Source organism: Hoylesella buccalis ATCC 35310, from assembly GCF_000177075.1.
In the GTDB taxonomy this organism is placed as follows: domain Bacteria; phylum Bacteroidota; class Bacteroidia; order Bacteroidales; family Bacteroidaceae; genus Prevotella; species Prevotella buccalis.
Window position 1 is genome coordinate 80,259 of sequence record NZ_ADEG01000068.1, and the last position, 25,857, is coordinate 106,115.

The 25,857-nt window shown below is 45.0% G+C and carries 14 protein-coding genes; 2 read left to right on the forward strand and 12 right to left on the reverse strand.

The annotated features are described in order from the left end of the window. Positions 1–12: 12 nt before the first annotated feature. Genes HMPREF0650_RS07595 through HMPREF0650_RS07605 form a run of 3 tightly spaced genes read right to left on the reverse strand, consistent with a single transcriptional unit; the run spans position 13 to position 5,415 of the window. Positions 13–1,491, reverse strand: coding sequence for a hypothetical protein (locus HMPREF0650_RS07595; RefSeq protein ID WP_004349725.1), 1,479 nt, complete (start codon positions 1,489–1,491; stop codon positions 13–15). A gap of 31 nt (positions 1,492–1,522) precedes the next feature. After that, positions 1,523–2,989, reverse strand: coding sequence for a hypothetical protein (locus HMPREF0650_RS07600; RefSeq protein WP_040562856.1), 1,467 nt, complete (start codon positions 2,987–2,989; stop codon positions 1,523–1,525). Positions 2,990–2,997: 8 nt separating this feature from the next. Further along, on the reverse strand, positions 2,998–5,415 hold the full coding sequence (locus HMPREF0650_RS07605; RefSeq protein WP_004349727.1) for a TonB-dependent receptor: 2,418 nt from the start codon (positions 5,413–5,415) through the stop codon (positions 2,998–3,000). A 367-nt stretch (positions 5,416–5,782) separates the two neighbouring features. Here HMPREF0650_RS07605 and HMPREF0650_RS07610 point away from each other — a divergent pair, with 367 nt between their 5' ends. After that, positions 5,783–7,012 (forward strand): sugar MFS transporter, encoded by a 1,230-nt coding sequence (locus tag HMPREF0650_RS07610; RefSeq protein WP_004349728.1) that lies wholly within the window; start codon positions 5,783–5,785, stop codon positions 7,010–7,012. Positions 7,013–7,811: 799 nt separating this feature from the next. On the opposite strand, the gene HMPREF0650_RS07615 is transcribed toward HMPREF0650_RS07610, so the two are convergent. From HMPREF0650_RS07615 to HMPREF0650_RS07645, 7 genes are all read right to left on the reverse strand, one after another. Further along, positions 7,812–9,263 (reverse strand): PA14 domain-containing metallophosphoesterase, encoded by a 1,452-nt coding sequence (locus HMPREF0650_RS07615; RefSeq protein ID WP_004349730.1) that lies wholly within the window; start codon positions 9,261–9,263, stop codon positions 7,812–7,814. A 30-nt stretch (positions 9,264–9,293) separates the two neighbouring features. After that, a complete protein-coding gene (locus HMPREF0650_RS07620) occupies positions 9,294–10,121 on the reverse strand; it encodes an ROK family protein (RefSeq protein WP_245543477.1) in 828 nt (275 codons plus the stop codon). A 32-nt stretch (positions 10,122–10,153) separates the two neighbouring features. Then, the gene (locus HMPREF0650_RS07625; protein WP_004349733.1) at positions 10,154–11,767 is read right to left on the reverse strand and encodes an MGH1-like glycoside hydrolase domain-containing protein; all 1,614 of its coding nucleotides are present in this window, start codon (positions 11,765–11,767) and stop codon (positions 10,154–10,156) included. Between the two features lie 147 nt (positions 11,768–11,914). After that, a complete protein-coding gene (locus tag HMPREF0650_RS07630; protein ID WP_004349735.1) occupies positions 11,915–13,042 on the reverse strand; it encodes an alkaline phosphatase in 1,128 nt (375 codons plus the stop codon). Between the two features lie 105 nt (positions 13,043–13,147). Beyond that, entirely contained in the window at positions 13,148–14,785 is a 1,638-nt protein-coding gene (locus HMPREF0650_RS07635) for a RagB/SusD family nutrient uptake outer membrane protein (RefSeq protein WP_004349738.1), read from the reverse strand. Between the two features lie 27 nt (positions 14,786–14,812). Beyond that, positions 14,813–17,998, reverse strand: a complete 3,186-nt coding sequence (locus tag HMPREF0650_RS07640) for a SusC/RagA family TonB-linked outer membrane protein (protein WP_004349740.1) — start codon at positions 17,996–17,998, stop codon at positions 14,813–14,815. Between the two features lie 1,246 nt (positions 17,999–19,244). Beyond that, positions 19,245–20,255 carry a class II fructose-bisphosphate aldolase gene (locus HMPREF0650_RS07645; protein WP_004349743.1) on the reverse strand — a complete coding sequence of 337 codons (1,011 nt, stop codon included), beginning with the start codon at positions 20,253–20,255 and terminating at the stop codon, positions 19,245–19,247. Positions 20,256–20,571: 316 nt separating this feature from the next. On the opposite strand from HMPREF0650_RS07645, the gene bglX reads away from it, so the two are divergent. Then, positions 20,572–22,833 (forward strand): beta-glucosidase BglX, encoded by a 2,262-nt coding sequence (bglX, locus tag HMPREF0650_RS07650; protein ID WP_004349745.1) that lies wholly within the window; start codon positions 20,572–20,574, stop codon positions 22,831–22,833. 195 nt (positions 22,834–23,028) lie between these two features. On the opposite strand, the gene HMPREF0650_RS07655 is transcribed toward bglX, so the two are convergent. Both HMPREF0650_RS07655 and HMPREF0650_RS07660 read right to left on the reverse strand, forming a co-directional pair. Beyond that, a complete protein-coding gene (locus HMPREF0650_RS07655) occupies positions 23,029–24,075 on the reverse strand; it encodes a DUF4831 family protein (protein WP_004349747.1) in 1,047 nt (348 codons plus the stop codon). 3 nt (positions 24,076–24,078) lie between these two features. Continuing rightward, a complete protein-coding gene (locus HMPREF0650_RS07660; protein WP_004349749.1) occupies positions 24,079–25,596 on the reverse strand; it encodes a bifunctional ADP-dependent NAD(P)H-hydrate dehydratase/NAD(P)H-hydrate epimerase in 1,518 nt (505 codons plus the stop codon). Between the last annotated feature and the right edge of the window lie 261 nt (positions 25,597–25,857).

A 25,857-nucleotide genomic window follows, 5' to 3' on the forward strand; every position in this document is an offset into this window, starting at 1 on the left:
GTAGGTTTTAGATTATAAATACCAGTTGGCGAAGCCTCTTCCTCCACCTATGGAGTTGGTTTGTACGCCACTTGCTGCTTCCATGGCATCAACAGGTGAGAGGTTCATTTCGCGTCCCATATAATAGTAGAATGGTTCATAGGGGTCGGCAGCCGTAGGATCCGAGTCGTATGAACTGCAAAACACTTTAATGGGGATGTTGAATCGTGCCACTTCTGTCCATTGTGTTGCCTCCTGAATAACTCCTTTCTCTTTGTACCATTCGGTACGGAAAGGCGCATTATAGTCGGTACAAACAAATTTACTTGAAAATTCATAAGTGGGATGACGGTATAGCCCATCTACCCCATACTGATAAGCCTTTGCTGGGATGAGTGCCTTCTTGCCCTTCTCACATTTCATAATGCGCACCGAAAGGTAGAACTTTGGCAACAAATAGGAGTCACGGTTCATGCGCCAAGGTGTTCCTATATAAGTATCGCGCCTGCTCTTGATGAGATAAGGCCATCCTTGTCGGTCTCTCCAACCCAGTTCGTTGTTGCTCCACCCGCCAAAGGTGATATGTCCTTTCAGTCCAACCCTGTCTTGGTCGGGGTCCCAAACATAGCCATTAGCAGCATCGTTGCGATCTAACGGGGGTAATAACTTTTGGTTGAACATGTCGCGGGCACCGTCGCTCATCAAGTCATGCTGCCATGTGTCTCTATATTCGTAATAGAATACGTCGGGTGTGGCGGCGGCACGGTCTTCCCAGGTTGTCTTTTCAGCAAAGTCAGTGGCAGGAACAGGAGTTGTGTCTACGAGTGACAAGTCTTTGTTTACGTCGTTACAATACTCCTCGTCGGTCTCGTCAGCCCTTTTCTTTCTTGGCTGTTTCCATGTTCCTCGGCAGTCCATCACCTCGTAAGGATTACCTTTGTCATCAAGATCGCTAACGGTGAAGAAGATTTGGTATTGATCTGAATTGTTCAAGATATCATCATTCATCAGTCTTCCGTCTTTGTCGAAGAAGTAGAGTACCATGCCCCACCGCTTCAGATGACCTCCAATAAGACGTATATAGTCTTTGGGACCCTCCTTTCCAGCTTCTCTTTCAAAGAACGTCGCATTCTTCTTGCTCAATACTTCCACCGTAGGCCACTGCGCATTGTTATGAACTACTGCGAATTCTTCTTGTGAATACGGAGCATGAGGGTAGATAGCGTTGCCGTGAATCATGTTCTCACCGTGCTTATGCCCTTCTTTGAACATGATGAGGCAATTGTACCAATTATTGAATGCACCCCCTTCGTCTTTGTTGGTGTATGGTGTTCCCTTGACATTTTTCAGACTGTCGGCAATCTTGTCGGCACCACTAAACTGCATCAAGCGTTTGTCAAGTGGGTTGTCCTCATAGTCGATGTGTTCGTTTCCAAAGATGAAATCCGTACAAGAGGTACAGGTCAGCATCGCAGCGACAGCCCATAATGTGTTGAATATATATTTTTTCATGTGATTGTTTCTTCTGTTTACTATCATTGTTTTACATAAATACCCTATCATGTCGATATCTACTGAAGTAGTCACTGGGGTTGAAAAGCATCTTTTCCAATTGTATCTTATCCGCTTTTGGATAAATCTTCAAGATATCATTCACGCACTTGTCTTTTCCATCCTTGGTGTTGCCAATCACGCGGATAGACAGTGGATAGTCTATATCAAAGCTGTCCCACCCATTTTGCAATTGGTCAAAGTTCCATACAAAGCCATTTTGTGCATTGTCTTTGTTGCCATATTTGGCAGGATACTCCCTTCCGTCGCCACGGGCGACCTTGTTCAGGATATGACAAATCTTCACTTGTAATTGGAAAGCCATGTTGGCTTGCTTGAATTGCAGCATCCCTTTAAAACCTAAGTGGTCGTAAGATTCTTCTGGAGTTAATGTTCTCTTCTGTCTTAATAGTCCTACGGTGTTGCCATATCTATCGCGTGCCATGCCGTCTTTGTCGATAAAATCGTCGTTTGAGTGCTCATCATAGAAGTAACCCAAGTACTTGTCTACGGGGTCTGTATCACGGTATTCGTAGGTGAATATTTCGTGTGTGAGCTTGTTGAGCTGCATGTAGTCCACCGATTTATACAACCAGTAGTCTGAACCCTTGAAGTTGAACTTGTCTAAAGATGCAGGCTTGCCCGACCGTCGTATGGACTCCCATGCCAACTCATTGTTGAATGGCACCTGAAGCTCGTCGGGTTTGAAACCTTTCTCCATAGGAACATAGACGTTATTCAAGCTGAACTTGGACGCTCTGATGCCTTCTCCGTTCTCTTGTCTGAAGGTATATCGGTTGTAATAGTGTGGGTTTTCTTCCAAAGTACGTGGGAAAGCCATCTGGAGTGTCGTGTTTCCTTGGTCGAACAGCTGCCTTTGGTCGTGCGTTACGGTTACTCCCGAGTCTCTTTTCAATGATGAACTGCCAATGCCAAAGAAGTGTTGATGCACCATCAAGGTAGAGTTTTCTGGATCAGGGATGACCTCATTGTCAGCTGATTTCTTCCATGGCAGACTTGAAAACTGGTGATTGATGGGCTTCCCATTCATGTCGTAGTAAATCAACTCCAATCCATAGTAAATCTCATCTGATGCAATGACATCAAAATGGTCGCGCTGCGTGGTGATGGTGATTTCCCCATCTTCGTTTCGTGACATATCTATCTCTTGTCGAATGGGGAGAGAAAGTGAGTCTGCCATGGTCTCGTAAACATTGTACACATCCACCATTTCATCTCCATTGATGCCAACACCCATTTGTCCCCCTTTGAATCCCATTCGCAGGATGGCATGTACGGAGTAGATTTGATCGTGTCCTTTCACGTCACGTTCAATGTGCGAAGGTGGTGCTTTCACAATTTTTTTGAAGAAATCGTCTACTGCCTCGTCAGAGCAACCAACGTTTATGGTAGCCAATGCGATGAGCAGGATGTTTATATGTTTGAATATTCGTTTCATGTCTATCATTAAAATTTAATCAATGTCCTTACAGAGAGGTTGACACCTCGTTCGTGTGCATAATATCTAAATCTATCTGTGTACTCCTTATATAATGCGTTGAGGATGTTTTCGCCTACGAGCATCAATTTTACCTGTCGTTTCTGGGGCAGTCGTATGGTTAGGTCGGCTGAACCGTTAAGCAAGAAGTACGCATCTGGTGATGCTGGTACCAGGTCTTTATCGGGGTCAAAACGTGTTTGTTTGGTAACATAAATGCCCGACAGGTTGACGGAAGCATTGTATTTTTTGTCGTTACCGAACGTTTTTTCGTATGTCCCCGACAGTCCATATCGATCGGAGGGCATGAACGGCAACCAGTCATTACGCGTGATGTTGCGTGCAAAAATCCACTCTCCTTTCGCCACAATCGCCAGTCCTTTCATGGGGTTCACAGTGGCTTCTATATCGCCTCCATACAAGTTCACATCGTCTTGATCGTACATAAACTTTGGATATTTGCCGCTGGGGTGATTGTGAAATCGCTCTTTACCTTCGCCAATGTGGTCGTAGATATAACTGTTGATTTTTTGAAAGAAAGCACTGGGTTCTACCGAAAGCCATGTGTTGCGGTAACGTCCGCCCAAAACAGATTTCCACCCACGTTCACTTTCCAAGTGTCTGTTGCCCACAACCCAATACGAACCGTCTTGCAAACCAATGGCATACAGTTCATTGATATCGGGCGGACGCCACGACCATCCGACATTGAACCTTGCATCCCAGTTGTCGTTGAACTGATAATGTGTCGCAAGACTGCTGGTAAAATTGCTGTAGATTTTGAAATCGTCATAATAGGTGTAGTTGCTTGTTGTGGTATAGCCATTCACCGACATGACGCGGAAGTCGTAGCGCATGCCCAAGGCGCACTGCAATTTGTGGATTTTCACCTTATGTAGGAAGAAACCACCCATGGACAATGCTGCAAAGTTAGGTACAAAGGCTGGTTGTTTGGTTCCCGGATAGTTGTAATTTTCTTGATATGAGTTTGATAATCCCACGTCTGAGGTCATATCCCATTTGTTCCATTTGGCGTTCCACAGCGCATCAAGTTTGTAAGTACTCAGCATCAAGTCCTGCATAGGTATCCAGCTCCACTGCGATTTCTTACGGTTTTCAAACTCTTGGCGCAGGTTTACTTGATAGGAGCCTGTGACATCTATTTTATGGTTTTTATTGATGTCCCACTTGATGTCGCCCTTTACGGTGAAATGCTGTGACTGTTGAAATGGCGGTTTTATTTCGTAAGAGAAGGGGAAGAATGTTTGTTCGTCGGGTCTTCCGTACTCAAAACGCTTGATTAGTTGGTCCATATCGGATATTTTGCTGGCATAATAAATGCCACTGCGTTGATAGTACAGGCTGGAAAACAGCGTGGCGGTTATCTTGCCTGTCTTCACTCCGCCCATGGCCGACATGCTGATGGTGTTATATCCCGTGTTGTTCAGGATGTAATCCGCCGTGCGATAGTCGCCACCCTTGGTATAGTTTCCATGCACACGCAGACCAAAGTTTTTGTAACCTGACTCTATAGTCCCCGAGCCGCTAAACCCTCGCGCGTTGGTGTCATAGCCCATGTTGACACTTCCCTGTACCACAGGCTTGTTATGTCCATAGGGTAGGGGCGCATCGTTGAGCAATACCACACCTCCCATGGCGCCAAAGCCGTAGCGGATACATTCGGCACCCTTCACGACTTCTACCATACTCGACCCAGTGTAGTCCAGTTCGGGAGCATGATCGGCTCCCCAACTCTGACTTTCTAATTTCACTCCGTTGTTCATCAGCAATATCCTACTGCTGTGCATACCCTGTATTACAGGTTTGGCGATAGTGCTTCCCGTGCTGATAGAGCTAACTCCCGGCACCGTTTCCAATAATTTTGCCAACGAAGTGGCACCACCTTTTTCGAGCATATCTTGATCCAGCGTCTTGGTTTGCTGCATGATGTCGGTGTGTCTTTTTTTCGATGTCACCGTTACACCGCCCAGCATCTGCGCATCTTCCTTCAGCTTTATTGGGATGATACCTGCACGGGGGGATATGTTGGCTGTATAATTCTTATACCCCACCGATGTTACGGTAATCTTGATTTTCTTGGTTTGGTCTTTTACCGTCATGACGCAGTTGCCCGAGGCATCGGTCACATATATCTTGGCGTCATCGGCTTTCACCATGGCACCAGGTATGGGTTCGCCTGTCACCGCATCTGTTATCCTGAGTGTCAGGTTTCCATTCTCGGATTTGTCAGCCACCTTCTCCATATTGTCGTGTGCAACTGCAGGTGCCGCAACCAAACTTAATAGTGGCAGCAGCGCCATGCAGCCTTTCAGGAGAGTGTACCGCATCTGTCCGTTCTTTTGTGTACGTTGGATGTTTCTTAACATTTTCACTAACTTGATGTAAAAAAAATAACTAATGTTTATTTCGAGGTGCAAAGGTATGGCAACTTTTTCAGCTGGTAAAAAATATGGCATACCCAGAAGTAGGCATTTTTCCAATCGTTTTTACCATACCCATACCTATTTATTATGTCTGCTCGACATAAACTTGCATGTAGGTTTGTATAGCAAAATAACGCTCCATTTTTCCTCCATGTTACACTCACGGCACTGATTCTTGTGCGAAAACAAGGTGATTTTGTCTGAAAATCATTATCTTTGTCGCCAACAGGTGTTTGTCTACTTGCTACCACATCAAGCGGAATGGGCGTGGTGCAGATACCTATATATATACTGTTAAGTAGAAAACGACATGAAACCAAACGACCACAAACTAACCGACAAGCGTTACACCATACCCTTTGTCCTCATCACCTCCCTGTTTTTTCTCTGGGGATTTGCCCGTGCTATCCTGGATGTGCTCAACAAACATTTTCAGAATGTTCTAGACATCTCTATCACACAGTCGGCCTGGATACAAGTAACCACTTATCTGGGTTACTTCCTCATGGCCATCCCTGCCGGTATTTTCATCAACCGCAATGGCTATAGGCGGGGCGTTGTCTTCGGCCTGTTATTATTTGGTATTGGTGCGTTGCTATTCATTCCCGGGGCACAGATAGGCGAGTTTTATGTTTATTTGGCCGCCCTGTTTGTCATTGGGTGCGGACTGGTGTTCCTGGAGACGGCAGCCAATCCGTATGTCACGGAGCTGGGACCGAGTGAAACGTCAACGAGCAGGCTCAATCTGTCACAGAGCTTTAACGGTTTGGGAAGTCTCTTCGCCACCTTGGTGGTTGGTCAGTTTCTGTTCAACGGCTCAGAAACGGGCGGCAACGTGGTGGTTCCCTACACCATTCTCGGCGCTTTGGTCTTGGCCATCGCCGTGGTATTCACGCGCGTAGACCTGCCTGAAATACAGCATCAGCAGACGGTTGAAGATCAAGCGCAGGGCAACAATTATTCAAAGCTGTGGAGGCACAGGCTGTTTGTCTTCGGACTGTTTGCCCTGCTGGCCTACGAAGTGGCCGAAATCTCCATCAACAGTTATTTCATCAACTTTGTGACAGGACAGGGATGGATGACCGATAACCTGGCTTCAATCGTCTTGACGGCTGCTTTAGCGTTCTTCATGGTAGGACGATTCTTAGGAAGTTGGATTATGCGGCGCATTCTTCCACAAAAAATGCTCTTGTATTGTGCTGTGGGATGTGTGTGTAGTGTCGGCTTAGTATTGATGGATATAGGAAAAGTTTCGATGATAGCTCTCATTGCTAACTATCTGTTTGAGGCTATCATGTTTCCCACTATCTTTGCGCTTTCATTGAGCCATTTAGGAAATCTAACTAAAAGTGCCTCGTCATTATTGATGATGACTCCTATCGGAGGTTGCGGTTTCCTATTGATGGGTTATGTGGCAGATACAACAAATATGGTGATTCCTTTTTTTATTCCATGGGTAGGTTATATGGTAGTACTGCTGTTTGCTTGGTATGTATGCAGAAAGAGCCTTTCTACCACAACAGAGCAACAACTCAATTAGCCTTACTTGTGAGTTGTATGTCTTGAAATAAGTGGAGCTTCTTAGTGTCGTTTTTTCGAGAAACTGAACGCTCCAATGTCTTTTATCTTCACATAGCATGGCTCTTTCATTAACAAGATTGCTTTTCGTTTTTTAGTTAAAACGGAATGTTTTTCAGTGAAATTTCTTCTGTCGCAACGTCTTTTTAACAAAAATGCCGGGCTTTTTTTCAACCAACTTGTTCGTGTGTTGTAAATATGCTAATAATGCAAAGGTTTTGTTATCTATTTGACAGTTAGTGTCTTATGTGATTTTTAACCGTCAAGTAAAATCAAAAAGCAAACTGTTTGAGGCAAAAAACCCCTTTTTTTTGTGCAAAAAGCTGTGTTATATGGTACAGATTGGGTGGTTAAAGCATGCAAATTGGGCGGTTAAAGCATGGTAATAGCTGGTTTGTTCCATGTGAATTGGGTACAAGATGATGAATTTAAGGCTTTGAACGCCTAAAAAATCTCCCAATTATATCTATTTTTCAATTTTGTTTTGTCAAAGAAAATGAATCGATTTAACAAACGAAAGGTTTGTTAACAAATGAGGGTGTTGTTGATTGCCATCCAGCATTATGTTTACATCGTGTCATAAATGGCAGTTTCATTCGTGTTCATACAAAAGGACATATTTGTTTTTTACACCGAACAACCTTGCTTAAACGGAAGAGTCGTGTTCATATAAGATGTTGGTTATCCAAGAAAAAAAAATCACTTGTAGAAAGATATCTACAAATGATTTTTATGGATGTTGGTTGTATGTTGAATAGGAGTTACTTCGGCAAATATAAGAGTTCGCTCGGTATGCTTTGTTCTGTAACGTTTCTTGCTGAATAGCCTACTTCTAAAGTTTGTCCCATGTAGTCTTCAAAGTATCGAACCTCAATTTCATGGAAGCCAGGCTCGAGTGCCACTTTTCCTTCAGCTCTTCGAGCACTGTGTCCCCCATCATTGTCTACAATCAATTGGTTGTCAATCAATAATTTGCTGCCATCGTCTGAATAGGTGTAGAAACGATATACGCCACGTTCTTTTATTTGGATGAATGCTCGGAAGATATAAGCAAAATGGTCGTTTTGCTTTGCGTTGCTGATAGAGAAGTTTTTCATTGTTCCACTCTCTACTTTTTTCAACGTGTGAATGTCTTTGGTGTGCTTAATCTTACCTTCAAAATACGTGTATGCTACCCCCTGCTTGGATGGTTTGACAGGTTTTGCAGGCAGATAGTTCATCGTTCGTTCATCTTTCGATGTGAGTGCAGACGGATAGTAAAAAGTGTCCTCTTTCTTGTTGGCTGTCCGTACCCATGTGTCAAATTTGCGTTGACCTTCGTATAGCTCGATGATTCTACCGCCACGGTCTACTTTTCCATACGCATCAAGACCACTCACACGGCCATAACCAAGGGTAATATCGTATTCCATGCCGATAAAATCGTTGTCATGATCGTGTCCACAAAATACGCCCATTACATCTTTCATGTCAATGAAGGAAGCAAACATGCCCGAATTGATATTGGATGAACAAACCTCACCGTCTCCATAGTTCCCCAAGTAATCGTTACGAGCCACGACATGCTTGAACTCTACCAGCGGTATGTGGAAGAAAGCAAGTGCAGGGAGTGGCTTGTTACTGTTGGCTTGGGTATATTTCTTGCTCTCTGTCCGATACCATTGTATCTGGTCAAAGTGTATCCAATCGTATGCACCATACTCTTTGATAGGCTGGTAATCGTTGGAGTCAATGCAATAAATCAAGGCTGCTGGTTGGTCGCTGCTCTTATTTGAAGAATAAATAGGAATAGAACAGTTGCCATACCCCGTGATATTGGTTGCCTCGATACATCCTGCGTAATAGGGAGAAGCTGTAAGCTGTTGGTATATTTCTTTTTTACTCATCACCTCGGCATCATGATTTCCCATTACAACCACAAAAGGCAGATGTGAATTTTCAAAGATTTGAATGATTGATTTCCAACCTTCTGCGGCAGGTTGTTCGGTTACAATGTCGCCTGTAAGAATGGCGACGTCGGGCTTTTCAGTTTGTATGACCTTCTGAATGATTGTTGAAGTTTGCTTGCAATTAGCAGATTTCGCATCCCAGTGAATGTCCGTAAATTGAGCTATCCTAAACTTTCCGTCATGGAAACGGAACGAGTGCTGACTCCATACGTTAAAGGTGGTTAGGAATGTCAGTAGCAATGACAAGAAAAGTGACTTTTTCATTATTTGTAAGAATGGATAAATGAATACATTTTATAATTGGGCAGCACCTAAAATATTACTGTCTTTAAGCTTAGAAAAGATGATTTGAACAGCTTGAGATTCTTTCGGAAACAAGAATTTTTCGTGCATTGACTCATACATTGATTGCTCAAAGAGTGAGTGTGACAAAGAGATTCCACCTCCGATGATGATGGCTTCAGGATTGTATGCGTACAGAATAACTTGCAATAACTTTCCTAAATGGAACCCTAATTCTTGCCATTTTTCGAGTGCTGCTTGGTCTCCTTGTGCGGCTTTCAATGCTTCTTGTTGCCCCGTTGTGTGCCATTTGTTGAACAACTGACTGCTGGTGTAGTCTTCGTAGATGCTATCTAAATAAGGAATACAGCCGATTTCGCCAGCACCAGTATGAACTCCTCGGTACACCTCATTGTTGATAACGATACCAGCACCGACTCCTGTTCCTAAAGTGATGCCTACAAAATCTCTGAAAGGTTGCCCCGCTCCCAGCACATTCTCAGCAGCAACAAAGCAATTCACGTCATTGTCTACCCTTGTTTCCATGTTAAAGCGTTGTTCAAGAATATCTTTTAGATGTACCTCTGTCCACGAGGGTATGTTTTGTACGTGGTAAACAATGCCCTTCTTGTAATCTACAATGGAGGGTACTGCTATGCCTATGCGTTCAACTGATGACTGGTTGAGCCGTGTTATCATTTGAATGATTTGCTCTAACACTTCATTTTGAGTCCCGTTGGCAAGGCATGGCTCTTGCAAGGAGGCTTCAATTTGCCCATTTCTTACTCTCGCAGCTCTAAGATTGGTGCCACCGAGGTCGATGGCTATACGTGTTGTCATTGTTTGATACATGCTTGGTTTTCAATAAAGTGTTAGAGAGAATGTTTACCAACCCCAACCTGTTGCTCTATTTTTTTGTCACTCCAAAGTAAGATGACTTTAAAGGGAACGTTTGTTTGAATCGTGACTTTAGGTTTTTCCTCTTTGGAGTTGCGTTTTTGTACTTTGAAGGAGATAAGACCATCTTGACCATAGGGATATTTATCAATGCCATAAGCATCTAACAGATTGACATCTATGGTAATGGTGTTTTGTTCATGGTTAGCTCGAATGCCAAAGATATATTCGATGAGTTCGGCAATGGGAGGAAGCCCCGTCCAACCCACAAAGTCCTTGCGAGCCATGAAGCCAGGATTGTTACTTTCAGGTGCATAATACTCAAAGAAAGTACCCGTCTTCTTGTACACCTCCAGCACGTTGTTATAATGATTCATGGTAATATCCCATGCCAACTGTCGATATCCTTTGTCTATGAGCCCAGAGATAATCATGTAATTGGTGCCTGGCCATACGCCTCCAACCCAATAACGCCCATTAGCCTTGTATTTAGGATGACTATGTGAGAGGGAAGGGACGCGATGCGGACGGTTGAACTTCGTGGTATCGGTCAAGTGAGCAACCAGTTTATCCAATCGTTCTTTGGACAACACGTCGGTATGTAAAGCCCAATAGGCATAGATGCCTTGTGTAGTGCTAAGGCAGTTGTCAGCGTATTGGTCATAGAGAAAGCCATCTTTTTCGTTCCACATATTGTCGTTAATGTATTGTGAAAGGTGCTTTATGTCATCTTCGAAGGTTTCTATCTCTTGCCAACGTTCCAAGTAGAAGCCCATCTTCAACAAAATCTTAGCCACCATAATTTGTTGCAGGCAGGCATCTAACCATATCATGTGTCCATGACTGTAGATGGTGTTGTATCCGTCTTGTACTCGTGGCATATTATCCATGCCCGTTCCCCAACCGCTCGACCAATAAGTGCCATTGCGCCAAGTACGGTTTAGCTTTAACCATTTGTAGTATGCCGCCAATACAGGGAAGACCTTGTTGAGCCGATTATCATCGCCAAACTGCGTATAATACAGCCATTCGGACCATGGCAGAATATTTGGACCCGTGCTGGTAGGGTCGTATCGGCCGAAACAATCGCTACCATCGGCACGTATCTCTCTACAAATAAAGCCGTCGGGATGTTGTTTGGCATAAAAGTTATCTAAGCTTTTCTGAAATGGGAAGAAGTTTTTACCATATCGACAGAACATTGTGATAAAGGCATTGTCCCACATAAAGATGTTTCCGTTGTAGGCTGGAGCGATATAACTGGTTACAAATCCAGAGTCATCTAACGGCTGACAGATGTTTTTAATCCCTATCTCCCAAGCCTTCCAGTACATTTCTATTTCCTTGTTGTGCCCTTCCCAATAGGGAGATGGCAACACTTTTTTGGCTTGTGTAAAGGTTCCGGGTTGGGTCTTCTCAACCTTAGCCGTACGAAAACTGTTCTCTGCCACTAACGTTTCCATGACGTAGGTGTTCTTGTAAGGAAGTTTGTACAGAGGAGAACCTGATGATATTAGGTTTTGTGCCATTATGTTCAGTGGCAACATGATACCGAGGAAGAGAAGAAGTTGATTAAGTTTTTTCAGCATAATTGATGATGTAAGCTTTGATAAGTTATCTTGCGATAGGATTTCTTTATAATGGATACCCGCTTTTTTTTTGCTTGTATCTTGTGTGACTGGTAAGTGTAATTTCGAGTATTGACCGACTTTTGAGACAAATAGTGCAAGCCACAATTATAGTCGCATCAGTTTTTTAATCTTCCAGAAGATTTCCGTATTGTCCATGAATCCAGTAAATTCTTCCGCACCGGGGCCGAAAGCGTATACGGGAACCATAACGCCAGTGTGACCAGTGCTTGCAAATTTGGCTTCAATGCGTCCAGTTGCTAAGTCACCACCGTGTAAAGTAAGACCTCCCGTTTCATGGTCAGCAGTTACGACAACTAACGTTTCACCATCTTTGGCAGCCCATTTCATGACTTCACCGATGGTGCGGTCAAAGTCGTGCAGTTCTTTCATGAGCATATCTAATTGGTTAAAATGTCCATAGTCGTCTAATTGTGACCCTTCAACCATCATGAAAAAGCCGTTCTTGTTTTGATTCATCAAGCTGATACCTTTCATGGTAGCGCGGGCAAGCAAGTCGCCACGCTCATCAGGTAGGGGAGTATCCACCTCGTAAGGCACGCAGAATACCTTTCCGCTTTCCCATTTTTCTAATTCCTCCCACGTTCTGGCAATGTAGTAGCCTTGATTTTTCAACTCTTCGAAGATGTTACGACCGTCTTTTCTGTTTGTGAAATACTTGGCTCCACCACCAAAAGCAAAGTCAACGCCACTGGTTGGATAGTCGGCTACGATTTCTTGTTCGTTGTCCCTGTTGATGTTATGGCAGCAGAAGTCGGCAGGCGTGGCATCCCATAAGCGGCATGTTACAGCAATTCCCGCATCTTTGCCTTTTCGTTTTGCAAGATCTATGATTGTTGTAAGCGGTTTCCCTTCAGGGTCAACCCCTACGGCATGGTATTTTGTTTTGTGTCCTGTTGCCAATGCTGTGCCACCTGCGCCCGAGTCGGTGATGAGCTTATCGGTGCAATGAGTCGCCGACAGTCCAATGTATTGTGCATTGTCGAGCCATAAACGTCCTTGATTGCACACCCAAGCGGCATAGACATCCATCAGCGACATGCCGTCGCCTATCATTAAAATAACATTTTTTACTTTCTTACCTTTGGGAGCCTTGAGCTTTTCTACCTTGTATGGGTGCTCCATGGTGTATGTTTGCATGTTGGTATTTTGTGCAAACAAGCCCGAGTAAGCGTTTACTAATAGTGCTACTAATAGCAGAATTTGACGTTTCATTAAATATTAGTTCTTAGAATTACAAAAGTACAAAATATTTATAAAAATAGTCTATCCTTTTTTGTGGAAAGGATAGACTATCTTCTATATTAACGATGGATAGAATTAGTTGTATTCCTCATTTTGCTTTAGTTGCCCATTCGATTCAGTGATCGCCTTACTTGGGTATGGGAACACAATGAGGTGGTCGTCGTAAGTAGTAATCCTATCCTGATTATCTGCATAAGGTACAATCTCAAAGGATGACTCGGGATTAGAACGATCCTTGTACTTACGAACACGAGGTTGACTTGTCAATGCTTTGGCTGTAACGTCTTTGAGCTCTGGACAGCTCTTATGCCAGCGTTTTAAGTCATAGAGAGCATCGTAAAACTCAAAGGTAAGTTCGCATCTTCGTTCGTGATAGATATCCATCATTGTAGGATTGTGGTCGAGTGAAGCGAGGCTTGAGCGATTTCGCACCTTATTAATATCCTTGGCGGCAGCAGCTGCGTTGCCCATCATGATGTTGGCTTCTGCACGGAACAGATACATTTCTGCCATACGAATCAACGGGAACATGATGCGAGTAGTGGGCCAGTTACCGTTGCCACTAACCATTCCTTTCTCAACACAGTCTTTGGGTTCGAATGCCTGCATGTACTTGTTGCACATGAAGCCTGATTCTACGTCAGATGCAGAAAAGAATTTTCTGGTTTCTCCAAAGAATTTGAACTCTTGATTGTACTCTAACAGAGTACGTTTCAAGCGTACGTTGTCTTTACCGTCTTTCATCAACTCTTCGTAGATTTCGTATGAGGGCTTGTTTTGTCCCCATCCGTTATAGACACCCCATGCTTTGTTTTCCAAAACAACGCCTGTAAATTCAATTCCACCAGGTGTTTGACCGCCATAGCCAGGCACACCCCATAGATATTCTTTCCCATAAAATTTGCTCATGTCAGAGGTAAATACCTCATCATAGGTAGAAGCAAGACCGCGTCCATATTTGTTTTCCAATTCATCAACACAAGCAACAACTTGTTTCCACTGTGACTTATCCCAGCAAGCCCAATATGCGTAAGTCTTTGCCTTGTATGCTACACAAGCAGCTTGGTGTGCACGACCCTTATTGTTGTCATCGTATTGATCAACCGTAGGAAGATATTGAATGGCTTTGTCCATGTCTTCAATAATCATCTTGTAATCGTCCATGACCGTTGCACTTTGCTTTGGAATGCTATTGTCATAGCCATTTTCAAAATCCTCGTAGCGTACAAATGGCACACCTTGTTTATCAGTACCATAGCGGTATGCGATATAGAAGTGGCACATTCCGCGTACAAACAATGCTTCACCTAACGAGCGACTCTCTACTGGAGTCAATTTGGTTTGTTTTTCCTTGTTCAGTAACTTTACAATAACCCAGTTGGCTCTTGCCATTTGGTTGTAAAATTGCTCAAAGGTGTCTCTTAATGGACTTTCGTCACCGCTGTATTTCAAGGTTGCTAACGTGCCATAGCCTCGTGTGCGTCCCCATACAACATCCTGACCGCCGCCTTGTTCCCAGAAGAATTCACGACCAAAAACATTCTCTTGGTGCAACCTTCCGTACAACATGTCAATGGCATCAATGGCTTGTTGGTCATTGACAAAATAGTTTTCTGTTGTTGGCTTTCCCTCTGGCTGTACGTCAAGAAAGTCGCTGCACGATGTAAAAGTCACAGCAGCTACAACAGTGATAATTGAAATATATTTTTTCATAATGATAAAATTCTTAGCTGTTTGGTTTTAATAAGTAATCTTTACACCTAATGAAAGTACTCTTGACAGAGGATATTTCATCGTGTCAAAGCCACCCACCTCTGGGTCCATGCCCGAATATTTGGTGATGGTGAAAACATTCTCTGCGCTGAAATATACGTAGAGCGAGCTTTTACGATCGTTCAGGTGTCCCCATTTCTGGATAAAGTCTGTAAAGTCGTATCCTATGGTTAGGTTCTTTAAGCGCAAGTAGGATGCATCTTCCAAGTACCAGTCCGAAGAAGTTGTGAAGTTGCCGTTGGGGTCGTTCTTTGAAATACGTGGAATATCGCTTCCCCTGTTTTCAGGTGACCAAGCATCCAATATCTTGTTCCAGCGGTTGAAGTTACCCTCTGTGTCGCTCAGTGTGAGGTGCTTTCCTACAAAGAGCGCCTGAGCGCCAGACACACCTTGGAACATAGCACTTACAGATAGTCCTTTCCAATTAAATCCTGCTGTGAGTGCATAGGTAGTCTTTGGCATAGAACTGCCACAATATTGCCGGTCTTTGTCGTCAATCTTTCCATCCTTGTTGGCATCAACAAACTTCAAATCACCAGCCTTAGCATTGGGTTGTATGCGTTTGCCATCTTTGTCAACGTATGCTGCGGCTTCTTCATCACTTTGGAAAATACCGTCTGTCTTAATGAGGTGGAACGAGTTAAGAGCTTGTCCTTGCGTTGTCTGGAAAAGATTCGTCAGGTTTTTGAAGTCATTATGTCCATAAACGTCACCTACCCAGATGCCAGGATTACCTTTCTCATCATAGGTTCCAGTGTCGGTAACACGGTTTTTCAGCCATGCAAAGTTACCATTGATATAATAAGAGAAGTCTTTATTCACTTGATCGTTCCATGCGGCTTGCACTTCCACACCTTCATTCTTAACTTCTCCTAAGTTAACAAGCATGGCATCAAGTCCTATTGTCGAGGGCCAACCTACCGATTGTTGTTGTATAAGATTGTAGGTGCGCTTGTTGAAATAGTCAAATCCTAAAGACAGCCTGTTGTTGAACATGGCTGCATCCAAACCTAAATCCCACTGCTCGGATGTTTCCCAAGTCAACGATGGATTCAATGCTGTACCATTATATATGAGGGTTCCCCATAAGGTGTTACTTGTAACGCCGTACTGTGCACCTTCTGACCATACGGCTGATGACAGTTGGGCAGCTTTGTAGCCATAACCAATGGAGCCAAGATTACCAACGCGTCCCCAAGAAGCACGAAGTTTCAGTAAGTTTAGATTTTTATTTTTAGCGAACCAGCTTTCATTTGAGATTTTCCATGCGCCTGTAAAAGCGGGGAAGTCGCCATAGTTATTATCCTTAGGCAGACGACCTGCGTAGTCTCTACGCCATGATGCCGTTAGGAAATAACGATCATCGTACGAATAAGAAGCACGTGCAATGCAAGCTACGTTAGCATCAGGACCAATGAGATAGTCGTCTGGTGTGGTAGTTCCAGCGTATGCCAAGTATTGAAGAGCAGGAGTTTCGTCCGAGAAACCACGTGCATTCACACTAACACCTCGTTGTACTAACTTGTTGGCTGTTGTAGATAACAAGAGCCCCAGGTTGTGTTTCCCAAAGGAATTATCGTAAGTCAGTGTGTTTTCTGTCATCCATTTTTTATATCTGTAAGCCGATTCGTTCATATCGTTAAAGAGTTGTGGCTTACCAGACTCAGGACGCATGGGGGTGAACTCCTTATAGAAGTTGTTTTCAATGTTGAAAGAAAATCTGCTGGTAAACTTCAATCCTGGAACAATGTTATGGAGCTGTAGTGAGGTGGTTGACCACATATCACTCGTTTTGTTATAAGCATTGCTGGCACATAGTATGCGCACAGGGTTGATAGCATCACCATGAATGTCGGTGTAACCGTTACCAGGCTCTGAAACGCCACCATAGGTTCCGTCTGGATTGTAAACACTAGCACTCGAAGGCATGTGTAATGCGTTCATAATGACACCACCTTCAGGGTTTGCAGTATTGGCTCCGCGCATTTGCGAGTTGCGCCAGGTGAAATCCTCGGTAATGGTTATCCATTTGTTAATGTCGAACTGACCGTTATAATGTATGGTGTGTCTCTTGTTGAACGTGCCAATCAATACACCGTCATCACCGTCATAGGCATAACTCAAACGGCTTCTTGCCGAGGAAGTACCTGTGTTAATCACCACGTTGTGTCTTTGGTAGAAAGCATTTCTAAATACTTCGTCCATCCAGTCTGTACGATTGGTGGCGATATAAGGATTCACTTTTGTATCCCAGCCAATAGGCGTATCCAGTCCTGCTGCCTTATACGAGATTTTAGCCAGCTTGATTTGCTCTTCTGCAGTGAGTGCTTTAGGCAGGTTGGTAGCTTGCCTGAAACCATATAATCCGTCATAACTCAAGCTCACTTTTCCTTCTTTGGCTTTCTTGGTTGTTACCAACACACAGCCTCCAGCTCCCGATTGTGCACCATAGATAGCTGCTGATGCAGCATCTTTCAGTACAACAATTGACTCTATGTCATTCATAGAAGGGATAGGAGCGCCTGGGATGCCGTCTACAACCCACAGCACATTGTCGCCATTCATGGAGCCTTGTCCACGAATAACAATGTTTGGTGCAGAAGTAGGGTCACCTCCATTGGCTGTGATAGTAACACCTGCTAACTGACCTTGCAGCATACCCTCCGTAGAGCTGACTGGACGAACGGATAGTTTATCCGCATTATTAATTACACCTACAGAGGCAGAAAGGTCTTGTTTGCGTTGACCAGCACCGTAGCCTAATACAACCACCTCATCAAGGGAGGCACGATCCTCTGCCAATACAACAGTTATGTTGTTGCTAACTACTGTTACTTTTTTAGTAACATACCCAATAGATGAGATTTGCAGTTCAGCATTTCTTGCAACGCTGAGTGTAAAATTACCATTCATGTCTGTGACAGTACCGTTGCCACTACCTACAATTTTAATGGTAGCCCCAATAACTGGTTCTCCATTAGTATCGGTTACGGTACCTGTAATGTGGTCAGCTTTCTGCTGACTCATCTCTACATTGTTTGCATTCGCATTGTTGGCGGATGCAATTGCAGGCAAACAGAGTGTCAATGCTGTTAAAGCGGTGACTTTGAACAGCTTGTTTCTTTTGCCTACTGAAAAAATAAACTTCTTCATGCAGTTGAAATTAATAGTGATAATATAATTGTTTTAGATTTCTCTTTTTGCCATGCAAAGGTAATTAGCGTAGCTTATATTTTTAGCATAAGTGGGTAAAAATAAATACGGTACTTGCTCTTTTCATAGTTTTGTAATCTATTTGTAATAAATGAGTTGCTTGTATTTCTCTTTTATTATTGAAAACTTCTTATTAGATTTTAAGACCTTTGGATCAACGATGCGAATTTAATACTTTTTTATAGAATAAAGATACGTTTTTGCGTATTTTAATGTTGAAAATGCGCAAATACGTCAAATACGGCGTGGCTCATTCAGTTAGAATGGTGTTTTAACATCGCAAAAACGCCAAAAAAACAGCGTGTGTGAAATTGGTGGTACGCTGTATGTAAGGACAATAGACGCTGAATTTTTCTTACAAAGTGCCTCTCATATTTCTCGTGTAAACAACCAACGTCACAATTGGTCGCAAATACGCCAAAAATGAGCGATGTTTGTAATTCGTTGTAGTTAAGTATGTTATGCTTGAGACTCCTCTTTTCATTCCCGTTTTTATTGTTTTTTGGCGACTAAAGCATTGAGATAAGCCTCTAATTTGCATGCTTTAATGCTGCTGAAGCATGTGAATAACACGCTCAATACATGTTTCCAAGCCCGTAAAGTCAATGTACTAACTTGAAGAAACGTTTTTTTTGTTCAAGTCAGCGTATTTTTGTCTACCGCTTGCCTATTGATTTTTTCTATTTTGAAGATTTTCAATGACCGTTTTTTGGTAAAATAATAGTACAAAATAGTAATGTCTGATGATAGCATTTGCTTCCTGTTTCTTTGGCCATACAACAGCACCTTTTATGCCATAGGTTTCTTTATACGAGGGGGGGGGTACATGCGGCAAACGAGCCATGCGTCTTGGTCTTTTTGTTTGGCACAGGTTAAAGACCTCCTGCAAGTAAATGGTGGGCGTAGGCTTCTGTAAAATCGGATAGAAAAATAAGACGTACCATATTTAGAATAATATCAAATCATCATTCATGTCATGATAATAAATTTCCTCTTTTACAGTAGAATGCTTACATGGATTTATAAAGAAAGCGGGTATCAAACAAAGTTGATCCCGCTTTTTTCGAATGCTGTACGATGTATTTACCTCAATGGAAGCAAGTGCTATCGTACTGCTTGATGAAAAGACTACGCCATGCTTAACAATGTTCTCATTGAATGGTCATCCTTTCATCTCCAATGGCAATTAGTCTAATTGTGCCAACTTGTTGTTAGATCCCAGAACGTTTACAATCTTGTGTGTGTAAAGTTCTGTCATCAAGTCGCGAGCTGGACCGCAGTATTTACGTGGGTCAAACTCTCCTGGTTTCTCGTTGAACACCTTGCGAACAGCAGCGGTGAAAGCCAAACGAGAGTCAGAGTCGATGTTGATCTTGCAAACAGCACTCTTCGCAGCCTTGCGCAATTGCTCCTCAGGAATACCAACTGCATCAGGCAACTTGCCACCATTCTCGTTGATAATCTTCACATACTCCTGTGGAACAGAAGATGATCCGTGGAGAACGATTGGGAAACCAGGAAGCTTCACCATGATTTCGTCCAAGATGTCGAATGCCAAGGGAGGTGGTACCAACAGACCTGTCTTCGGGTCGCGTGTGCACTGCTCTGGTGTAAACTTGTAAGCACCGTGCGATGTACCGATAGAAATAGCCAGAGAGTCAACGCCCGTACGCTTCACGAAATCGATAACTTCTTCTGGTTTTGTATAGTGAGACTTCTCTGCTACAACGTCGTCTTCAACGCCAGCCAATACGCCAAGCTCACCTTCTACGGTAACATCAAATTGATGTGCGTATTCAACAACCTTCTTTGTCAGGGCGATATTCTCTTCGTAAGGAAGTGAAGAACCGTCGATCATGACAGATGAGAAGCCGTAATCGATACAGCTCTTGCATGTTTCAAACGAGTCACCGTGATCCAAGTGCAGTGCAATTTCAGGATGCTTGCAGCCCAACTCCTTCGCATACTCTACAGCACCTTGTGCCATGTAGCGAAGCAATGTTTGGTTGGCGTAGGCACGAGCACCTTTTGAAACCTGCAAGATAACAGGTGACTTTTCTTTTGAAGAAGCCGTGATGATGGCTTGCAACTGCTCCATGTTGTTGAAGTTGAATGCTGGGATGGCGTAACCGCCATTGATGGCTCTCTTAAACATCTCGCGTGTGTTTACGAGACCTAATGATTTGTAATCTACCATATTATTTAAATATTTAAAGTGAGTTTCCACTATCTTAGGGAATTAATGCAAAGTTAGCATTTTAATTTGGCATGACAAAGTGATGCAACATTTTTTAATGAATGAACTCCCGTGCATAATCTTTCTGTCTAATGATAGCCATCTTCGCCTGCCTAATTGTCAATTGTACATGCCAAAATCAGATAGTTGTCAAACCCCTGTTACTTTTTGACGGAAAAATGATTGGAATGTCCAATCTGTTTTCATTAAAATGGTTAACTTTGCATAACTGGTAAATCTATACGGCAACAAAAAAATAATATAGCAATAAGATACGATGAAAAAACTGTTTGTTCTATTGGCTTTGTGTGTTGTTTCGACGAATGTCGTGGCACAAAACAAACCCATGAAGGAGTTCGTGGATGAACTTATGTCTAAAATGACCTTAAAAGAGAAGTTGGGGCAGCTGAATCTGTTGCCTGCCGGTAACATTACCACGGGAGCGGCGCAAAATAATCCTATCGTTCATCAAATCAAGGATGGTGAATTGGGTGGTGTGTTCAACATTAAAGGGCTGGATGAGATTCGCACTTTGCAGGAAATGGCTATCAAGAAATCTCGCCTTGGCATTCCATTGCTGGTGGGTATGGACGTGATTCATGGTTACGAAACCATCTTTCCGGTTCCTTTGGCCTTGGCTTGTAGTTGGAATTTGGAGGGCATTGAAAACAGCGCGCGTGTGGCAGCGCTCGAAGCAAGTGCCGAGGGAGTGAACTGGACCTACTCGCCTATGGTTGATATCAGTAGGGATGCGCGATGGGGACGCATTGTGGAAGGTGCCGGAGAAGATCCTTATTTGGGCAGTCTTATCGCCAAAGCCATGGTCAAGGGCTATCAAGGTGATTACAGTTTGCCATCGAACATCATGGCCTGTGTGAAGCATTTTGCTTTGTACGGTGCGTCAGAAGCTGGGCGAGATTACAACACAGTGGACATGAGTAGGCTGCGAATGTACAATGAGTATTTTGCTCCTTACAAGGCAGCTGTTGAGGTTGGGGTGGGCAGTGTGATGACCTCTTTCAACCTCGTGGATGGCATTCCGGCCACAGCCAATGCATGGTTGGTCAATGACGTGCTGCGCAAACAATGGGGATTTGATGGCTTTGTCGTCACTGATTACGCTTCCATCCATGAAATGACAACGCATGGCGTAGGCGATTTGGCAACCTCTTCGGCTCGAGCCTTGCGTGCAGGAACCGACATGGACATGGTGGCAAAAGGTTTTATCGGCACGTTGGAGCAATCATTGGCCAACGGACAGGTTTCCATGGCTGACATCAACCAGGCCTGTCGCAGGGTGCTGGAGGCGAAATATAAGTTGGGTTTGTTCAAAGATCCTTATAAATACGTGCGGGTGAAGAACAGAAATCAGTATGTATATACTGCTGCCAATCGGAAAGCTGCTCGTGATTTGGCAGCTGAAACGTTTGTGTTGTTGAAAAACGAGAACCAGGTTTTACCTTTGAAGAAGCAGGGTAAAATCGCTTTAATCGGCCCTCTGGCCAACGATAGAACCAATCTTTGTGGCACCTGGTGTGTGGCGATGGCTCCCGAGCGCTATTCAACGTTGAAAGAAAGTATGGAGCGTGCCTTGAAAGGAAAGGCTGAATTGCTCTACGCACAAGGCTGCAACATCGCTTCAGACGATGCTTTGCAGAAGGCTGGTGAGCAGGGTAAAAACATCATGCGGGTAGATGATGCGCAAGCAAAGGCCGAGGCTCTTGCCGTGGCTGCGCAGGCTGATGTCATCATTGCCGCCATGGGAGAGGCTGCTGAGTTTAGCGGTGAGAGCCACAGTCGGGTTAATTTGGAACTGCCCGACGTGCAAATGGCCCTGCTTAAAGAACTTGTTGCGACCGGAAAACCTGTGGTATTGCTGAACTTCTCGGGCCGTCCCACCATCTTAAATTGGGAAAAAGCGCATGTTCCGGCTATCTTGAACGTGTGGTTCGGAGGCAGTGAAGCAGGTGATGCCATTTGTGATGTGGTCTTTGGTGATAAGAATCCATGTGGCAAACTCACTACCAGTTTCCCGCAACATGTGGGACAAATTCCTTTGTACTACAATCATTTTAATACCGGTAGGCCTGTCGCAGACGGTGCTGACCGTTTCTTTAGCTACCAAAGCAACTATCTCGACGTTCGCAATGATCCACTTTATCCCTTCGGCTATGGCCTCAGTTATACCACTTATCAGTATGGTGAGCTGAAGCTGGACAGCAAGACGATGAGCCCAGATGGCCAAATTACCGTTACCATTCCTGTGACCAATACCGGCAACAGAGATGGAATAGAGGTTGTACAGCTTTACATTCGCGACGTGGTGGGCAGCATCGCTCGACCCGTTAAAGAGCTGAAAGGCTTTCAACGCTTGTCGCTAAAGGCTGGTGAAACAGCCACTGCGACATTCACTATTGATGCCAGTAAGTTGAAATTCTACAACTATGACTTAAAAGAGGTGGTCGAACCGGGTGAGTTTGACGTGATGGTAGGCCCCAATAGTCGTGACCTCAAGCGTGCCACCATCACCGTTCAATAAAATAAGGTGGCCGCATCGGTAGGGCAGGGGGCGGTGATTTGCCGCCACCCACCTAATCAGTAAACACCTGTTGTTCATCATCATCGACATGATAAAGCTTCAGAAAGCGGATGTTGTATCTAGATGTTGATAGCTGAATTGTTACCTCTCGCATGCCAAGCCCATTGGCCCCTCCGCATCCCTGCGCTGCCCTGCTTAATCGAGAGCTTCGGTTTCGAGGCGCTCCACGTTGCCGGTCACGGGATTAAGCACGATGTGCGTGGTGAATTTCTTGCCCCACAGCTCGCCGCTGAGGTTCTCCACGCGGCCGAACTGGGCGGCATAAGTCTCAAAGGTTGCTGCCGGCTGTTCTTCTTTGTACAGCGTGATTTTGATTTTTCCTGGCAGATTTACGTTGATGCCCACGTCGCGCTTGTCTTTTTTCTTCACTTCAACGGGCATCTTCAATGTTGGTATTACCTGTTCATCCTGAATGCTGATGTAGTAGGGCGCGCCCCCCAAATCGTCTTGATCCACCATGCCCAAATGCTTGGAAAAGCGGAAGAGCAGCGCCTTGTCCACCTCTTTCGTCGGCACAAAGTCAACGAACACCTGCATGGTATCTACGGTTGTGGTGCCTTGGAAGAACCGCAGCATGGCCTTTTCCTGCACGTTCAGGTTGTTCAGCATAATCTTCAGTTGCTCGCCATCCTTTGGCATGAACTCGGCTTCGCCGCGCGAAAGCTGGTTCTTGCTGTCGCGAATGTCGTAGATGTCCTGTGCAATCAGCTCGGCGGTCTTGGCACTACTGCCCGCCGCCAACATCTCTGCCGTCATGTATTTGGCCGGGTCGATGGGCGAAGGCTTGCGCGCTGGCTTGAACGCAGGTTGGCTCTCCACTGCCCGGGGTTTGTCGTTCACTGCCATGATGACCCCGTTTTGGTCGCGGCTCACACTCACAATACTGTGCTTCTTGTCGATGGTAGCCGTGAATTGTTTGGCCGAATCGGGCACCGCGTATGTGTCCATCTGTGTCGCCACGATGCGGTAAGTCGTCGTAGGCTGGTCGTTTACGGGCGTCTTGATGAATCTTTCAGAATATCGGGCGTATTCACCCGGCGTGAAAGTGGTTTTCTCGATGAGCAATGCGAAGCGCAACGCCGTCTTCGGAAGAAAGTAAGTAACCCCCTCTGTTGGTATCTGAGCTTGCGCCGTAGCGTGGCAGAAGGCCAGAAGCAAGGTTGATAAAATGAGTTTATTCATGTCTTAGTCGTTTAATCGTTTGAATGCTTGTGGGATGAAACGCACGATGTCGCCGGCCGTCATGCTCTCCTGTCCCAGTTCTTTGGCGGCCAAGTCGCCCGCCAATCCGTGCAGGTACATGCCCACGGCGCAGGCGTCAGCCGGTTGGTAACCACGCGCTGCCAGTCCCGTGATGATGCCCGTTAGCACGTCGCCGCTGCCCGCCGTGGCCATTCCCGCATTGCCGGTGGCGTTGAAGATGACGTGACCGTCGGGCAGACAGAGTGCCGTGTGATGCCCTTTCAGCAACACATAACCATGCAGACGTTGGGCCAGTTCGATGGCCTTTTGTAGTCTTTCGTAGCTACCCCCACAGGTATTTCCCACCAGTCGGTCGAACTCTTTGGGGTGTGGCGTTAGGATGATGTTCTTGGGCAGCTGCTGCATCCATGCGCGGTGCGTGCCCAGCATGTTCAGGGCATCGGCATCGACGACCACAGGGCACTGCGCACGGCGCACCTGAGCAATCATAGCGATGGCCGTGGTCTCATCCTGTCCCAGTCCGGGACCGATGCCCAACGCGTCAAAGTCGTCGGTATCAACCGGCTCACTGAACACATTCTCGTCGGCATCGGCGCGCATTACCGCTTCCGGAACGCTGATTTGCAAGATGTCATTGTTGCGTTGGGGCGAGCATACCGTTACCTTTCCCACGCCAGCTCGCAGACATGCCCTCGTTGCCAGTACGGCTGCGCCGGCCATGCCATAGCTGCCAGCCACCAAGAGCGCGTGTCCCATGTCGCCTTTGTGCGCCGTGCAGGACCTATGGAGCAGTTTTTGTCGCACGTCTTGCTCTTCCAAGATGGTGTAAGTTGCGTCCGTCTTGTTGATAAACTCCTCGGACAACCGGATGTCCAGCACCTTCACACGGCCAAGAAAGCATTGCATGTCGGGCAGCATCATGGCCAGTTTCTTTTGTTGTAGCGTCAAGGTTAGGTTGGCCTTAATGATATGTGTGCGCACGTTGAACGTGTTGTCCTCGGGCAGCAGTCCCGATGGCAGGTCGATACTCACCACTTGACAAGCCGACTGGTTGATGTATTTCACCAGCGAGGCAAAGCCGCCGTTGAGCGGTTTGTTAAGTCCCGAACCAAAAAGACCGTCCACCACCAGGGTATCAGCGTCTAGGGTGGGCGGCTCAAAGTTGAGCGTAATCTCCTTGAACAGGTCTGCTTTTTTCGCCTCTACGATGCGTTTCTTGTTAATGGCACAGTCTTCCGACAGCTTGTTGCTGGTGTTGAACAGGTAGACACTCACCGTGTAACCTTTTTCCGTCAGCATGCGAGCCACGGCCAGCGCATCGCCTCCGTTGTTTCCTGGACCGGCAAACACCACGACGGGCGTGCGGTTGGTCCACTCTTCGGTAATGGCTTGGGTTAAAGCCTGTGCGGCGCGTTCCATCAAATCGATGCTTTTGATGGGTTCGTGCGCAATGGTATGTTGGTCAAGCTCATGTATCTGAGCACTTGTAAATATCTTCATCCTTGCAAAAATACAAAAATAATACCAATGCATTAGCATGGGCTGTCCTATTTTTCGTTAATTTGAATCAAAATGGGGCATCTGTTTTCACGGCTCTTTCATTGAAGAGCAATGTTGTTTAACAACAAATGTAACAAATGTAACGTATAAAGTAAACAAGGCAATGAACGCAAGCGTTCTGCGAATGAAAGCAAGTCTACCGACATGAACATGCTGCATGTGTTTGCCAAACTCGTTTGATTAGATGAACGCTGGCGTTCA

Coding starts and splice junctions, on each gene's coding strand:
- HMPREF0650_RS07595 (WP_004349725.1), bottom strand. CDS start 1,491: ATGAAAAAATATATATTCAACACATTATGGGCTGTCGCTGCGATGCTG.
- HMPREF0650_RS07600 (WP_040562856.1), bottom strand. CDS start 2,989: ATGAAACGAATATTCAAACATATAAACATCCTGCTCATCGCATTGGCT.
- HMPREF0650_RS07605 (WP_004349727.1), bottom strand. CDS start 5,415: ATGTTAAGAAACATCCAACGTACACAAAAGAACGGACAGATGCGGTAC.
- HMPREF0650_RS07610 (WP_004349728.1), top strand. CDS start 5,783: ATGAAACCAAACGACCACAAACTAACCGACAAGCGTTACACCATACCC.
- HMPREF0650_RS07615 (WP_004349730.1), bottom strand. CDS start 9,263: ATGAAAAAGTCACTTTTCTTGTCATTGCTACTGACATTCCTAACCACC.
- HMPREF0650_RS07620 (WP_245543477.1), bottom strand. CDS start 10,121: ATGACAACACGTATAGCCATCGACCTCGGTGGCACCAATCTTAGAGCT.
- HMPREF0650_RS07625 (WP_004349733.1), bottom strand. CDS start 11,767: ATGCTGAAAAAACTTAATCAACTTCTTCTCTTCCTCGGTATCATGTTG.
- HMPREF0650_RS07630 (WP_004349735.1), bottom strand. CDS start 13,042: ATGAAACGTCAAATTCTGCTATTAGTAGCACTATTAGTAAACGCTTAC.
- HMPREF0650_RS07635 (WP_004349738.1), bottom strand. CDS start 14,785: ATGAAAAAATATATTTCAATTATCACTGTTGTAGCTGCTGTGACTTTT.
- HMPREF0650_RS07640 (WP_004349740.1), bottom strand. CDS start 17,998: ATGAAGAAGTTTATTTTTTCAGTAGGCAAAAGAAACAAGCTGTTCAAA.
- HMPREF0650_RS07645 (WP_004349743.1), bottom strand. CDS start 20,255: ATGGTAGATTACAAATCATTAGGTCTCGTAAACACACGCGAGATGTTT.
- bglX (WP_004349745.1), top strand. CDS start 20,572: ATGAAAAAACTGTTTGTTCTATTGGCTTTGTGTGTTGTTTCGACGAAT.
- HMPREF0650_RS07655 (WP_004349747.1), bottom strand. CDS start 24,075: ATGAATAAACTCATTTTATCAACCTTGCTTCTGGCCTTCTGCCACGCT.
- HMPREF0650_RS07660 (WP_004349749.1), bottom strand. CDS start 25,596: ATGAAGATATTTACAAGTGCTCAGATACATGAGCTTGACCAACATACC.